At 62.9% G+C, this 13,229-nt stretch carries 13 protein-coding genes; all 13 read right to left on the bottom strand.

What is annotated here, in order from left to right:
* Positions 1-16: 16 nt before the first annotated feature.
* The 13 genes from UW3_RS0119980 to fliS all read right to left on the bottom strand — a co-directional run bounded on the left by UW3_RS0119980 (position 17) and on the right by fliS (position 13,189).
* Positions 17-1,732 carry an ATP-binding SpoIIE family protein phosphatase gene (locus tag UW3_RS0119980; protein WP_010225002.1) on the bottom strand — a complete coding sequence of 572 codons (1,716 nt, stop codon included), beginning with the start codon at positions 1,730-1,732 and terminating at the stop codon, positions 17-19.
* On the bottom strand, positions 1,729-2,034 hold the full coding sequence (locus UW3_RS0119975; protein ID WP_010225001.1) for an STAS domain-containing protein: 306 nt from the start codon (positions 2,032-2,034) through the stop codon (positions 1,729-1,731). Before UW3_RS0119975 ends, UW3_RS0119980 begins: the two co-directional genes overlap by 4 nt.
* A gap of 93 nt (positions 2,035-2,127) precedes the next feature.
* Entirely contained in the window at positions 2,128-2,580 is a 453-nt protein-coding gene (gene fliJ / locus UW3_RS0119970) for a flagellar export protein FliJ (RefSeq protein WP_010225000.1), read from the bottom strand.
* Between the two features lie 6 nt (positions 2,581-2,586).
* Positions 2,587-3,948 carry a flagellar protein export ATPase FliI gene (fliI, locus tag UW3_RS0119965; RefSeq protein WP_010224999.1) on the bottom strand — a complete coding sequence of 454 codons (1,362 nt, stop codon included), beginning with the start codon at positions 3,946-3,948 and terminating at the stop codon, positions 2,587-2,589.
* Positions 3,938-4,699: a flagellar assembly protein FliH gene (gene fliH, locus UW3_RS0119960; protein ID WP_010224998.1), complete on the bottom strand. Its 762-nt coding sequence runs from the start codon at positions 4,697-4,699 to the stop codon at positions 3,938-3,940. Before fliH ends, fliI begins: the two co-directional genes overlap by 11 nt.
* A gap of 84 nt (positions 4,700-4,783) precedes the next feature.
* The gene (fliG, locus tag UW3_RS0119955) at positions 4,784-5,803 is read right to left on the bottom strand and encodes a flagellar motor switch protein FliG (protein ID WP_010224997.1); all 1,020 of its coding nucleotides are present in this window, start codon (positions 5,801-5,803) and stop codon (positions 4,784-4,786) included.
* Positions 5,796-7,577: a flagellar basal-body MS-ring/collar protein FliF gene (fliF, locus tag UW3_RS0119950; protein WP_010224996.1), complete on the bottom strand. Its 1,782-nt coding sequence runs from the start codon at positions 7,575-7,577 to the stop codon at positions 5,796-5,798. The genes fliG and fliF overlap by 8 nt, the downstream gene beginning before the upstream one ends.
* A 15-nt stretch (positions 7,578-7,592) precedes the next feature.
* The gene (fliE, locus tag UW3_RS0119945) at positions 7,593-7,919 is read right to left on the bottom strand and encodes a flagellar hook-basal body complex protein FliE (RefSeq protein ID WP_010224994.1); all 327 of its coding nucleotides are present in this window, start codon (positions 7,917-7,919) and stop codon (positions 7,593-7,595) included.
* 120 nt (positions 7,920-8,039) lie between these two features.
* Entirely contained in the window at positions 8,040-9,422 is a 1,383-nt protein-coding gene (locus UW3_RS0119940; RefSeq protein WP_010224992.1) for a sigma-54-dependent transcriptional regulator, read from the bottom strand.
* The gene (locus tag UW3_RS0119935) at positions 9,422-10,633 is read right to left on the bottom strand and encodes a sensor histidine kinase (RefSeq protein WP_010224991.1); all 1,212 of its coding nucleotides are present in this window, start codon (positions 10,631-10,633) and stop codon (positions 9,422-9,424) included. Before UW3_RS0119935 ends, UW3_RS0119940 begins: the two co-directional genes overlap by 1 nt.
* A 204-nt stretch (positions 10,634-10,837) precedes the next feature.
* Positions 10,838-12,313, bottom strand: a complete 1,476-nt coding sequence (gene fleQ, locus UW3_RS0119930; RefSeq protein WP_010224990.1) for a transcriptional regulator FleQ — start codon at positions 12,311-12,313, stop codon at positions 10,838-10,840.
* Positions 12,314-12,483: 170 nt separating this feature from the next.
* Positions 12,484-12,780: a flagellar protein FliT gene (gene fliT / locus UW3_RS0119925; RefSeq protein ID WP_010224989.1), complete on the bottom strand. Its 297-nt coding sequence runs from the start codon at positions 12,778-12,780 to the stop codon at positions 12,484-12,486.
* Positions 12,781-12,793: 13 nt separating this feature from the next.
* Positions 12,794-13,189, bottom strand: coding sequence for a flagellar export chaperone FliS (fliS, locus tag UW3_RS0119920; protein ID WP_010224988.1), 396 nt, complete (start codon positions 13,187-13,189; stop codon positions 12,794-12,796).
* Between the last annotated feature and the right edge of the window lie 40 nt (positions 13,190-13,229).

The following is a 13,229-nucleotide window of genomic DNA, read 5'->3' as shown; positions in this document are numbered from 1 at the left end:
CCTTGATCAAGTTGGATTATGCCTGAGCCTCCCAGGCGAACTCCACGCATGCGCGGCGCCCCTCGTCGGCCCATTCGGCACGCCGGCTCAAGCGGCGCACGAGATTCAGCCCGCGCCCGCACAACCCTTGCTCGGACACAGGCCTGGCCAGCACTTTACTCACATTGAAGCCCTTGCCGCTATCTTCGACCTCGATAATCAGACGCCCGCCCTGACCAAGAGGTTCAACCCGCAGGTGCACGCGGATGAAGCCTGCGCTCAGCGCCTGTAGACGCTCGTTGCGCATCTGGTAATAGCTGGCAAAGCTGCGCGCATCGCGCTTGAGCGCAGAATCCAGGCCCAGCACCCCGTGCTCCAGGGCATTGGAATACAGTTCGGTCAACACGCTGTGCAGCGCCCCGCCCTGAGCCCGCAGGCCGTGAATTTCCTGCAGCAACTGCTGCAGGTAAGGCAAGGGGTTGAAGCGCTTGAGCGTCTCGGCACGAAACTCGAACTGCAATGACCAGTCCAGCGGGCTGGACTGGCCACTATCAGAATAGATCACAGGCAACGGCGACGACAGTTGCGGCTCCACCACCTCGATATCCAGCAGGCTGACGTCGTCGCGCGAGCGCCCGCGAAAGCCGTCGAGCGCCTGCAGCACCTCTTCGAACAACAGCGCCGGCTGACGATTGGCCGCCAGCACCCGGCGCAAGCGCTCGACGCCAAACAACTGATCGTTTTCATCACTGGTATCGACCACCCCGTCCGACAGCAAGAACAACCGCTCTCCCAACGCCAGCGGCAGCACCTCGGTGGTGTCGTCGAACTGCTCAGGCGCCAGGATGCCCAGCGGCAGGTGCCGCGACACCAGCGGCTGCGGCTCGCCCCCACTGGCCGGCAACAGGTAGCCGTCGGGCATGCCGCCATTCCACACTTCGACCACCCGCCTCTGGAAGCTCAGGTTCAGCAGCAGCGCACAACAGAACATGTCCACCGGCAGAATGCGCTTGAGCTTGGCATTCATCTCCCGCAGGGTTTCGGCCAGGCCGTAGCCCTTGGCCGTCATGCCGTAGAACACTTCGGCCAGGGGCATGGCGCCGACCGCGGCCGGCAAGCCATGCCCGGTAAAATCCCCCAGCAACACATGCATGTCGCCAGCCGGCGTGTAGGCGGCCAACAGCAAATCACCGTTGAACAAGGCATAGGGCGATTGCAGGTAGCGGATGTTCGGCGCACTCAGGCAGCCAGCATGGGCCACCTGATCAAATACCGCCTTGGCTACCCGCTGCTCGTTGAGCAGGTGATTGTGATGCCGGGCAATCTGGTCACGTTGCTCAAGCACCGTTGCCTGCAGCCGGCGCAAGCGGTCCATGGCCTTGATTTTGGCGGCCAGGATCACCGGGCTGTAAGGCTTTGCCAGAAAATCGTCACCACCCGCCTCCAGGCAGCGCACCAGCGCCTGCTCTTCGCTCAACGACGTCAGAAAGATGATCGGCACCAGCGCCTCACCCGCCAGGGCCTTGATTTGCCGGGCCGCCTCGAAGCCGTCCATCACCGGCATCATGGCATCGAGCAGGACGACATGCGGGCGCCGCTCGGCGAACAGGGCAACCGCCTGCTCGCCATTCTCGGCAGTGAGCACCTGGTGCCCCTGCTTGCGTACGATGGTGGCGAGCAGCAAGCGATCGGCCGCGCCATCTTCGGCGATCAGTACGCTGAGCGCCTCGACATCAGCACAGACCTGGTTCAACTGATGTCAAACAACTTGTCAAAGTTGGAGATAGCCAGGATTTTGCGCACGTCGGAACTGGCATTGACCACCCGCACATCCGACTCGTCACCCCCGGCATGATCACGCAGCAACAGCAGCATGCCCAGCGCTGAACTGTCGAGGTAGGTCGCCTCCTTGAGGTCTACCACTACCGAGTCCGGCCTGGCTGGCTTGTGCTCATAGGCATTGCGAAACTCCTGATGCTTGCCAAAGTCAAAACGCCCTTTGACCTTGATCGTCAGCTTTTTCCCATCCTGGGACACCACAGATTCAACTGCCATGTAGGCGATTCCTTCCGTTACGACGATTACAGACAACTAGAAGGTTTAGCAGCCCAGCCACCCAGCGGCAACCCTTGGCGACCAATACCTGCCTCAGTAGCGGTCGTGACGCGGCAAACGCTGGGACAGTTCGTCGAGCAGCTTCTGTTCACGTTTGTCTTCGGCCACTCGCGCTTCATCGATATAGCGCTGCACCAGCTTGCGCAAGCCCTCGACCCGGGCGTAAGCCTGCTGCCAGGTGCCCCGGGCGTTCTTCAGGTTGCTCTGGTGCCAGGCCAGGCTTTGGCGCTGCTGGGTCATGGCAGCTTCCAACTGACCAAGGAAGCTCTGGTAGTTGACCAGCCAGCTACCGGACACGCCCTGCCCGCCACGGTTGATCCACTGCAACTGGTAATCTTCGCGAAAGCGGTCGAGCTCACTGAGCTTGGCCTGGGCCATGTTCACCTGCTGCTGGAACTGCCCCAGGCGCTGGGCAGCCTGACGCTCGGCGTTTTCGGCCATTTCCACCACTGGTGCCAGGCGCGCGGCACGACTGGGCTGGGCCATGGCCTATCAGCCGCCAGTCGCAGGCTGGGCGAACACGTTGGCCAGATGCTCGCGGCTCTGTTGCATGCCAACGTTTTCGTTCAGGCCCTGGCGCAGGAAATGCACCAGGCGTGGCTGCAGGGCAATGGCCAGGTCGGTCTCGGCATCACCGCCGGCCACATAGGCACCGACGCTGATCAGGTCGCGGCTTTGCGACAGGCGCGACCACAGCTGCTTGAACTGCTGCGCCTCGGTCATCTGCTCGGGGCTGACCACCTGCGGCATGACCCGGCTGATCGAAGCCTCGATATCAATGGCCGGGTAGTGCCCCTCCTCGGCCAGACGCCGGGACAGCACGATGTGGCCATCGAGGACACCCCGCGCCGAGTCGGCAATCGGGTCTTGCTGGTCATCGCCTTCGGACAGCACGGTATAGAAGGCGGTGATCGAGCCACCTCCGGCCTCGCCGTTACCGGCGCGTTCCACCAGTTTGGGCAGCTTGGCGAACACCGATGGCGGATAACCCTTGGTGGCTGGCGGCTCGCCGATGGCCAGGGCGATTTCCCGCTGGGCCTGGGCAAAACGGGTCAGTGAATCCATCAGCAACAGGACGTTCTTGCCCTTGTCGCGAAAATACTCGGCGATGCGCGTGCAGTACATGGCGGCGCGCAAGCGCATCAATGGCGCGTCATCGGCAGGCGATGCCACCACTACCGAGCGTTTGAGGCCTTCCTCACCGAGAATGTGCTCGATGAACTCCTTGACCTCACGCCCACGCTCACCGATCAGGCCGACGACGATGATGTCCGCCTCGGTGAAGCGGGTCATCATGCCCAGCAGCACACTCTTGCCCACGCCGGTACCGGCAAACAAGCCCAGGCGCTGACCGCGGCCAACCGTCAACAAACCGTTGATGCTGCGAATACCGACATCCAGCGGCTGGCTGATCGGGTCGCGATTGAGCGGGTTGATGGTCGGACCGTCCATTGGCACCCAGTCTTCGGCCTTCATTCCGCCCTTGCCATCCAGCGCCCGACCGGCGCCATCGAGCACCCGCCCGAGCATGCTCATGCCCATGGGCAGGCGGCCACTGTCGGCCAGCGGTACCACGCGCGCACCGGGCGCGATGCCGGCAACGCTGCCAACCGGCATGAGAAATACCTTGCCGCCGGCAAAGCCCATGACTTCGGCCTCGACCCGCACCGGGTGATAGCTGTCGTCGTTGATCACCACACAGCGGCTGCCAACGGCCGCACGCAGGCCCTCGGCTTCCAGGGTCAGGCCGACCATGCGCAGCAGGCGGCCTTCGACCACCGGCTGAGACGGTAAATTGACGGCATCGGCGTAGGCGCCAAGGCGCTTGCCAAAACTGGTTCGCTCAAGGCGCATCGGCGTTGCCCAGGTCAACCTGCAGGTCTGGCGCGGCCGGGTGCAGGCCTTGGTCATGGAGCTGATCAAAGAGTTGCGCCATGGCTTTCTCGATACGGGTTTCCATGGTCGCGTCGATGCGGCTGTGATCGGTTTCGATGCGGCAGCCGCCCGGCAGCAACGCCTCGTCTTCGAGCAGCTTCCAGCGCTCTTCGTGGCGCTCGCGCAGGGCCTTGGCCAACTCGAAGTCCTGCGGGTTGATATGGATGCGGATGTTCTCGGCGCCCATTGGCAGCAGTTTCAGCGCTTCACGCAGCACCTGGCTGATCTGGCTGGAATCGCTGCGCAGTTCGCGGCCAATGACCTCGCGGGCGATATGCCCGACCAGGTGCACAACGGCCTTTTCGATCTGGCTGTCCTGTTCGGCGATGGGTTCGAGCAAATGCCCCATGAGCTGTTCAAGGCTGGCCAGCTTGGCGCCCAGGGCCTCTTCGGCTTCCTGGCGGACCTTGAGCTGGGTGCTGTGAAAGCCCTCGCGCTCACCCGTGGCAAAGCCTTCGTTGTAGGCTTCCTGGCGGATGCTTTCGAGCTCTTCGAGGGTCAGTGGCTGGACTTCTTCCAGCGGTACTTCTTCGATTTCTTCCTGAACCTCTTCAGGTTCCGGCTCTGGCTCCGGTTCTGGCTCGGGATCGAAGCTGGGCAGCGCCCAGCGATCGAAGCCCTCGAGATCGTTGGCGCGAATCAGCTCACTGAGGTGCTCGTTGGTTGACATGATTTCACGCACTCGTAAAGCATCGCGGGTCAAGCCCGCTCCTACAGGACCTCTGTAGGAGCGGGCTTGACCCGCGATAAGGTCTTAGATCATCTCTTCGCCGCCCTTGCCACCGAGGACGATTTCTCCGGCTTCGGCCATACGGCGGGCGATGGTGAGGATTTCCTTCTGTGCCGTCTCGACATCGCTGACCCGCACCGGGCCCTTGGCCTCGAGGTCGTCGCGCAGCAGCTCGGACGCACGCTTGGACATGTTCTTGAAGATCTTCTCCTTGACCTTCTCGTCGGCGCCCTTGAGCGACACCACCAGCACGTCGGAAGACACTTCACGCAACAGCGCCTGGATACCACGATCGTCGACATCGGCCAGGTTGTTGAAGACGAACATCAGGTCTTCGATCTGCTCGGAGAGTTCGCCGTCGATGTCGCGGATCGCATCCATCAACTGGCCTTCGACGGAGCTGTCGAGGAAGTTCATGATGTCCGCAGCCCGCTTGATACCACCCAGGGTGGTGCGCGCGGCGTTGGAGTTGCCGGAGAACTGCTTCTCGAGGATCTGGTTCAGCTCCTTGAGCGCCGCCGGCTGCACGGTGTTCAGCGACGACACGCGCAGGATGATGTCCAGGCGCACCTTGTGGTCGAAGTTGCCCAGCACTTCACCGGCCTGATCCGGGTCCAGGTAGGCGACCACGATGGCCTGGATCTGCGGGTGCTCGTAGCGGATGACATCGGCCACGGCGCGCGGCTCCATCCACTTGAGGCTGTCCAGGCCGCTGGTGTTGCCACCCAGCAGGATGCGGTCGATCAGGCCGTTGGCCTTGTCCTCGCCCAGGGCCTGGGTGAGCATCTTGCGGATGTAGCCGTCGGAGCCGACGCCCAGGCTGGTCTGGTCGCCGACGATCTCGACGAACTCGCTCATCACCTGCTCGACCTGCTCGCGATGGACGTTGCCCATCTGCGCCATGGCCACGCCGACCCGCTGCACTTCCTTGGGGCCCATGTGCCGCAGCACTTGCGCGGCATCGGTTTCACCCAGCGACAGCAGCAGGATCGCGGCCTTGTCGACGCGGGTCAGTTTGGCGGTAAGGGCTCGGTTATCACTCATCGGCGTTGATCCACTCTTTCACGACCTGGGCCACACGACCCGGGTCTTCGGCCACCAGGCTCTTGATTGCATTGAGCTGTGCGTCATAACCCTCGCTCGGGCTTGGCAGCAGAATGCTTTGCGGACCACCCAGGCTGACGCGGTCGTTGGCCAGATCGCCATCCAGACCGAGCATGCCGCCCAGTTCCATGTCGCCATCGGCACCGGCGCCTTGCTTGCCATTGCCGGTGATGTTGTTGAGGACCGGACGCAGCACGCCGAACACCAGGACCAGGATGAACAGCACACCCATGACCTGCTTGATGATGTCCCAGAACCATGGCTGCGAGTAGAACGGAATTTCGCTGATCACCTCGCCACGGTCGGCGGCGAACGGCACGTTGATCACGCTGACGCTGTCACCGCGGCTGGCGTCGAAGCCCACCGCGTCCTGCACCAGGCGGGTAAAGCGCGCCAGGTCCTCGGCAGCCCACGGCGTGCGGGCGGCATCGCCGGTGGCCGGGTCGACCTTGAGCTGGTCATCGACCACCACGGCCACCGACAGGCGGGTCAGGCGCCCCTGCTGCTGACGGGTATGGCTGATGGAACGGTCCAGCTCGAAGTTCTTGGTCGACTGCTGACGCTTGTCGGCCGGGTACGGCGCGAGCATCGGCTGGCCGGTGGCCGGGTCCATGATCTGCTGGCCGTTGGCATCGAGCAGCGGCTGACCCGGCTGAATGGCGCTGGCAGCGGTTTGCGTGCCGCCGGTGGTCTGCGGCGCCGAGGCCGGGCCGGGTGGCTGGTTGCTCAGGGCACCGGGCACACCTTGCGGCCCCATGCTGCTGGAGCGTTGTTCGTTGACCGACTGCTCGCTGCGCAGCGCCGGCTGGTCAGGGTTGAACTGCTCGGAGGTCGACTCGACCGCGCTGAAGTCAACATCGGCCGACACTTCAGCCTTGTAGCGATCGTTGCCCAGCACCGGCTGGAGGATGTTGTGCACACGCTGGGTCAGCAGGCCTTCCATGCGGCGACTGTAGTCAAACTGCTTGCCAGCCATGGTCAGCTCGGAGTTTTCCGCCTGATCGGACAGCAGGTTGCCCTTCTGGTCGACCACGGTGACCTGGGACTTGTTCAGCTCCGGCACGCTGGTCGCCACCAGGTTGACAATGGCCATCACCTGACCGGCTTCCAGGGCGCGCCCCGGGTACAGCTCGACCAGTACCGAAGCGCTGGGCTTGCGCTCGTCACGTACGAACACCGAACTTTTAGGAATCGCCAGGTGCACGCGGGCACCCTTGACGTTGTTGAGGCTGGAGATAGTCCGCGCCAGTTCGCCTTCCAGGCCACGACGGTAACGGGTGGCCTCCATGAACTGGCTGGTGCCCAGGCCCTGCTCCTTGTCGAGGATCTCGAAGCCGACATTGCCATCGCTCGGCGCCACGCCGGCGGCAGCCAGCTTCAGGCGGGCACGGGAAATATCGTCGGCCTTGACCAACAGGGCCCCGGAATTGGGTTCGACGTTGTAGGGGATGTCGGCAGCGGCCAGGGTGTCCATGACCTGCTTGGTGTCCATGCCGGCCAGGCTGCCGTACAGCGGCCGGTAGTCCGGCTGCTGCGACCACAGCACCACGGCAAAGCCGATCGCCACGCTCGCGGCCAGACCGACCAGCAGGCCGACCTGACGCAGCATCGGCATCTGCGAGATGTTTTCCAGGAACGACATGCCGAACAACGGCGGCTTGGGCGCTGACCCGCTGCTTTTGGCGGGCACGTTATCGACGACTGCTTCGGCCATGACTCAATCTCGCCCTTATACCGGCATCTGCATGATGTCTTGATAGGCCTGCACCAGCTTGTTGCGCACCTGGGTCAAGGCCTGGAACGACACACTGGCTTTTTGCGAAGCGATCATCACGTCGGTGAGGTCTACGCCGCTTTTACCAATTTCGAAAGCGTTGGCCAACTGCGTGGAGGCCTGCTGGGTATCGCTGACCTTGTTGATGGCCTGCCCCAGCATGTCGGCAAAATTGCTCGAACCGAGCTCTGGCGCAGCCGCAGCCTTCGGCATCGACATGGCGTCCATTTGCATGGCCCGCATGTCCAACATCAATCGATTAAATTCAACACCTTGGCTCATGGACTTCTCTCTCCGACGGCCCGCATTTTTTTGACACTCACGCAGCGGATAGGCAGGACATAGCAACAAGAGTGCCAGCTCTGCCCGCGGCCCGAACAAAAACTCTAATTCAACACCCTGTCAGCTCGCGTAGAGGCTGGCCTCGACATCCATGCCGGCATCACGCATCTGCGCCAGCTTGTAACGCAGGGTGCGCGGGCTGATACCCAGGCGCTCGGCAGCCTCCTTGCGGCGGCCCCGCTCGGCGCGCAGGGTGTCGATGATCATCTGGAATTCGTGGCGGCGCATGTCATCGCCCAACCCGCCTGCGGCCTCGACCTCAGCCTCGACCGGCGCAGCCGTCATGACGGGCGCTGCGGCAAATACCGGCAAGGCACCGGCAAGACAGAAATCCGCCGCTTCAATCACCCCGCCCTGCTGCAGGATCAAGGCGCGCTGGATGGCGTTGTCCAGCTCGCGCACGTTGCCCGGCCAGGCGTAACCCTGCAGACAGGCCTGAGCCTCAGGCGACAGGCGAACGGGGGCGTGCTTCATTTTATTGACGTGGCGCGCCAGCAAGCGCTCGGCCAGCGGCAGAATATCGGCGCTGCGTTCGCGCAGCGGCGCCCATGCCAGCGGGAACACCGACAGGCGATAGAACAGGTCCTCACGAAAACGCCCCGCCGCCACTTCGCCCGCCAGGTCGCGGTTGGTGGTGGCGACCACGCGAATGTCCAGGGCAATCGGTTTGCGCCCACCGACCCGCTCCACTTCACGTTCCTGCAGCACCCGCAGCAGCTTGGCCTGCAGCCCCAGGGGCATCTCGGAAATCTCGTCGAGCAGCAAGGTACCGCCATCGGCCTGCTCGAACTTGCCGGCCTGGGCGGCAATCGCGCCCGTGAACGAGCCTTTCTCATGACCGAACAGGGTCGCTTCGAGCATGTTGTCGGGGATGGCTGCGCAGTTAATGGCCACGAACGGCTGATTGGCCCGTGGCGACTGCTGGTGAATGTAGCGTGCCAGCACCTCTTTGCCGGTTCCGGACTCGCCCGAGATCAATACGGTCGACTCACTGCGCGCCACTCGCGCCGCCAGCTCCAGCAACTGCGCGCTGGCCGGCTCGCGCGCCACCGGCCCTTCGCTGTCAGCGGCACTGGCCACCCCCAGGGCGTGACGCGCCACCAGCTCAAGCAATGCCTTGGGTTCGAACGGCTTGACCAGGTAATCCGCCGCCCCCTGGCGCATGGCCTCGACCGCACGCTCGACGGCGGCATGAGCGGTCATCAACAGCACTGGCAAGTACGGCTGGCGAGCACGCAACAGGGCGAGCAACTGATGCCCGTCCATCCCTGGCATGTTGACATCACTGACCACCAGGCTGAACGCCTCGCTGGCGACCACCTCCAGCGCCTCCTCGGCCGAGCCCACAGCCTGGTGGGCAAAACCGCCCAGCTCAAGCGTATCGGCCAATGCCTGACGCAGGGCGCGGTCGTCTTCGACCAGCAGCACCTTGATTGCTTTCATTACTCTGTCTCCGCCTGCTGCGCGCCGATCAGCGGCAGGCTGATCCGGGCACAGGTGCCGCGACCCGGTCGCGAACGTAATTGCAAACTGCCCTGATGGGCGCGCACCACCGCCTTGACTACCGCCAGGCCCAGCCCGGTACCGGTGGCCTTGGTGGTCAGGAACGGCTCGCCCAGGCGCGCCAGCAAGGCGCTGTCGATACCGCCACCGGCATCGCTGATGCACAGGTGCAGCACCTGCTCGCGCCGATACAGGTGAACCTTGAGCCGCGCAGGCTCGCCACTGGCCTGCACCGCGTTTTCGACCAGGTTGAGCAGGGCGCCGACCAGGGTGTCGCGATTACACAGCAACTCGCCCAAGTGACTGTCGCACTGCCAGCGCACGGCATGCCCCTGGACATGGGTCTGAGCCGCCTGCTGCAACGCCTGGAACAGCGCCTTGGGTGTCAGCCGATCGGTCAGCGGCAACTCACCGCGGGCAAACACCAGCATGTCGCGCACCTGGTGCTCCAGTTCATGCAGGCGCTCCTTGAGGCTGCCGGCAAATCGCTGCTGGGTTTCAACCGGCAGGCTTTGCTCGGCCAGATGGCTGGCATAGAGCATGGCCGCCGACAACGGCGTGCGAATCTGATGAGCCAGGGAGGCAACCATGCGCCCCAGGGACGACAGGCGCTCGTGCCGGGACAGTTGGTCTTGCAGGCGACGGGTTTCGGTAAGGTCGTTGAGCAGCACCAGTTGCCCAGGCTCGGCATCCAGCGAGCGCGTGGCGATCGACAGGCGCCGGCCATCGCGCAGCGACACCTCATGACCGTCATCCTCGCGCGGGGCAAAACTGCGGGCAATCACCTGGCGCCACAGCTCGCCCACCAGCGGCTCGCCGAGCAGGTCACAGGCCGCTGGATTGGCCTCGCGCACACGGCCCAGGCCATCGATGACAATGACCCCGCCCGGCAACAGGTCGAGCAGGTTCTGCAAACGGTTGGCCAGGCGCTCCTTCTCGGCAAGCTCGGCCATGCGCTGGGCACTGACCACTGCCAGCTCACCCTTGAGTTCGGTGACCCGGGCTTCGAGCAGGTTATAAGACTCACTGAGCTGGGTGGACACCTGATCGAACAAGGCAAAGGCCTGCTCAAGACCGAGGCGGCTTTCCTGCTCGGCGGCGTTCGGCCCCTTCGGTTCAGGGACACAGGAGATGGTGGCGACCTGGGGCATCGTGCTCTCTCGCGTGACTGACCGTCATAAAACGGTATGGTGTCAGCGATATAGCAATAGCCGTGCCGGATAGTTTCAGAGTGGCTGCGAGCAACGCTGCAGGGCGCTGGCAAAGGCCGATGGGGCGGGCTTTACAGCCCTTTGAAAGATAGGGTTATTGGCCATGATGAGCGCGCTACGCAACTCATCATGGCGACACAGGCGTCAATCCTCCGCCTGCTCATCCCCGTCGCGACGGCTCATGCCGTACTTGCGCATCTTCTCCACCAAGGTCGTGCGGCGAATGCGCAGGCGCTCGGCGGCGCGGGCGACGATACCGTTGGCATCATCCAGCGCCTGCTGGATCAGACCCTGCTCAAGCCCACCGAGGTAGTCCTTGAGGTCCAGGCCTTCAGGCGGGAGCATGGCGTGGCTGGCGAAGTTCGGCGTATGGCCGTTGATGGCCACGCGCTCTTCCAGGTCCGAGCGCAGGCTGTCGACCAGTTGCTCGTCTTCGTCGTCGACGTAGCGGAACTTCTTCGGTAGCTCCGACACACCGATGACCCCGTACGGATGCATGATCGCCATGCGCTCGACCAGGTTGGCCAGTTCACGGACGTTGCCCGGCCAGCCATGACGGCACAGCGACATGATCGCCGCCGAGTTGAAACGGATCGAGCCACGCTTCTCGTGCTCCATGCGCGAGATCAGCTCGTTCATCAGCAACGGAATGTCCTCGACGCGCTCGCGCAGCGGGGCCATCTCGATGGGGAAGACATTGAGGCGGTAATACAGGTCTTCGCGGAAGGTACCCACCTCGATCATGCTTTCGAGGTTCTTGTGGGTCGCGGCGATGATGCGCACGTCGATGCTCTGGGTCTTGTTGCTGCCCACGCGCTCGAAGGTGCGCTCCTGCAACACGCGCAACAGCTTGACCTGCATCGGCAACGGCATGTCGCCGATCTCGTCGAGGAACAGGGTACCGCCATTGGCCAGCTCGAAACGCCCGGCGCGGCTGGTGATCGCCCCGGTAAAGGCGCCCTTTTCGTGGCCGAACAGTTCGCTTTCAAGCAGCTCGGCCGGAATCGCGCCGCAGTTGACCGGCACGAACGGCGCTTCGCGGCGCTTGGAATGGTAGTGCAGATTGCGCGCGACCACTTCCTTGCCGGTCCCCGACTCGCCGAGGATCAGCACGCTGGCGTCGGTGTCCGCCACCTGCTGCATCATCTGCCGGACGTGCTGAATGGCCCGGCTGGTACCGACCAGGCTGCGGAACAGATTGGGTTCGCGCTGGCGACCGCGCTCGCGGGCCTGGTCGTACATCTCGCGATAGACCTGGGCACGGTGCAGCGAATCGAGCAGTTTGCTGTAGCTCGGCGGCATTTCAAGGTTGGAGAGAACGCGACGGCGCAGGTCTTCCGGCAACTCGGCAGAAGAAATTTCGCCCAAAAGCAGAACCGGAAGGAACTCATCCCACCCAGCCACTGTCTTAAGCAAGCCCATCAGACTTGCCGGAGCATTCACGGCCCCGATCAGGACACAGAGCACTTCACGACTGGATGACAACGACTCGACAACCTGCTGCCAATCATGGCTCGAGCAGGGCAAATTTTCTTCGCCAAGAAAATTCAACACTACTGCCAGATCACGGCGGCGAGCGCTATCGTCATCGATCAGGAGAATTTTGGTTTCACGCCACATGCAATAACAACTTCCCTAGTCATCTCGGCGCCCTTGTAAGGGCAAGCTCGACATCATTCCGACTGAACGGTCAGTGTTCGGACGTCTGAAATTAGAAAACAGCCACTAGTTAAGTCAAAAAACCGTACATAGTCAAATTTATGGCGCACTGCTTTTTGTTTTGCCCAGTTTCAGCTGAACAAATGGTATACCTTTGCCGCGTTTTTGGCTTGTCGGATCTGCATCATCTCATCGACTATTGATTGACGCTCCCCGCTTGCAACCTCGATTAATTCCTTGTACACGCCCAGCAACTCTTCAAGCTTGCTGCGCAGCGTCAGCTCATCGACCGACGCCTCGGCCAGCACGTCATCGACACACAGACGGCAACTGACGTCGAGCTCGCTGATCGCCTCCCAGTCGCGACTGGCCAGGGCCCCGAGCAATGCCTCGCGGGTTTGTTCGATACGTTCGAGCACGACACTCATGGCAATCTCCTGTTCAGACGTCGGCGGGCTGCTCGCCGATAGCGTCCCAACCTTCCTTGACAGTAATCAACAACCGGGCCACCTCATTGAGGATCTCCGGGTCGTTCTGCACGTTCGCCTCGACCAGGCGCTTGCTCATGTACGAATACAGGTTGTCCAGGTCAGTCAGCGAGTCAGCATGGTTTTCCAGGTCCAGGCCTTCGCGCAGGCCGCCAACGATACCTATGGCCTTGCCGATCAGGATGCCGCGCTGGGCCACATCGTTGCGCGCCATGGCGCCCTTGGCCTGGGCAATTCGATCCAGACCACCCTGCATCAACATCTGTACCAGACGGTGCGGGCTGGCCACGGAGGTCTGCGCCACGCCGTTGACTTTCTGGTACTGCCGAAGGGCCAACATCGGATTCATGCTCTACCTCGTCACCGCAAAAAAGGTTTCATATACCGCT

The organism is Pseudomonas donghuensis, assembly GCF_000259195.1.
In the GTDB taxonomy this organism is placed as follows: Bacteria; Pseudomonadota; Gammaproteobacteria; order Pseudomonadales; family Pseudomonadaceae; genus Aquipseudomonas; species Aquipseudomonas donghuensis.
The sequence above is the reverse complement of the archived record's forward strand: the minus strand, read 5'-3'. Positions and strand labels throughout refer to the sequence as shown.

Coding starts and splice junctions, on each gene's coding strand:
- UW3_RS0119975 (WP_010225001.1), bottom strand. CDS start 2,034: ATGGCAGTTGAATCTGTGGTGTCCCAGGATGGGAAAAAGCTGACGATC.
- fliJ (WP_010225000.1), bottom strand. CDS start 2,580: ATGGCCCAGCCCAGTCGTGCCGCGCGCCTGGCACCAGTGGTGGAAATG.
- fliI (WP_010224999.1), bottom strand. CDS start 3,948: ATGCGCCTTGAGCGAACCAGTTTTGGCAAGCGCCTTGGCGCCTACGCC.
- fliH (WP_010224998.1), bottom strand. CDS start 4,699: ATGTCAACCAACGAGCACCTCAGTGAGCTGATTCGCGCCAACGATCTC.
- fliG (WP_010224997.1), bottom strand. CDS start 5,803: ATGAGTGATAACCGAGCCCTTACCGCCAAACTGACCCGCGTCGACAAG.
- fliF (WP_010224996.1), bottom strand. CDS start 7,577: ATGGCCGAAGCAGTCGTCGATAACGTGCCCGCCAAAAGCAGCGGGTCA.
- fliE (WP_010224994.1), bottom strand. CDS start 7,919: ATGAGCCAAGGTGTTGAATTTAATCGATTGATGTTGGACATGCGGGCC.
- UW3_RS0119940 (WP_010224992.1), bottom strand. CDS start 9,422: ATGAAAGCAATCAAGGTGCTGCTGGTCGAAGACGACCGCGCCCTGCGT.
- UW3_RS0119935 (WP_010224991.1), bottom strand. CDS start 10,633: ATGCCCCAGGTCGCCACCATCTCCTGTGTCCCTGAACCGAAGGGGCCG.
- fleQ (WP_010224990.1), bottom strand. CDS start 12,313: ATGTGGCGTGAAACCAAAATTCTCCTGATCGATGACGATAGCGCTCGC.
- fliT (WP_010224989.1), bottom strand. CDS start 12,780: ATGAGTGTCGTGCTCGAACGTATCGAACAAACCCGCGAGGCATTGCTC.
- fliS (WP_010224988.1), bottom strand. CDS start 13,189: ATGAATCCGATGTTGGCCCTTCGGCAGTACCAGAAAGTCAACGGCGTG.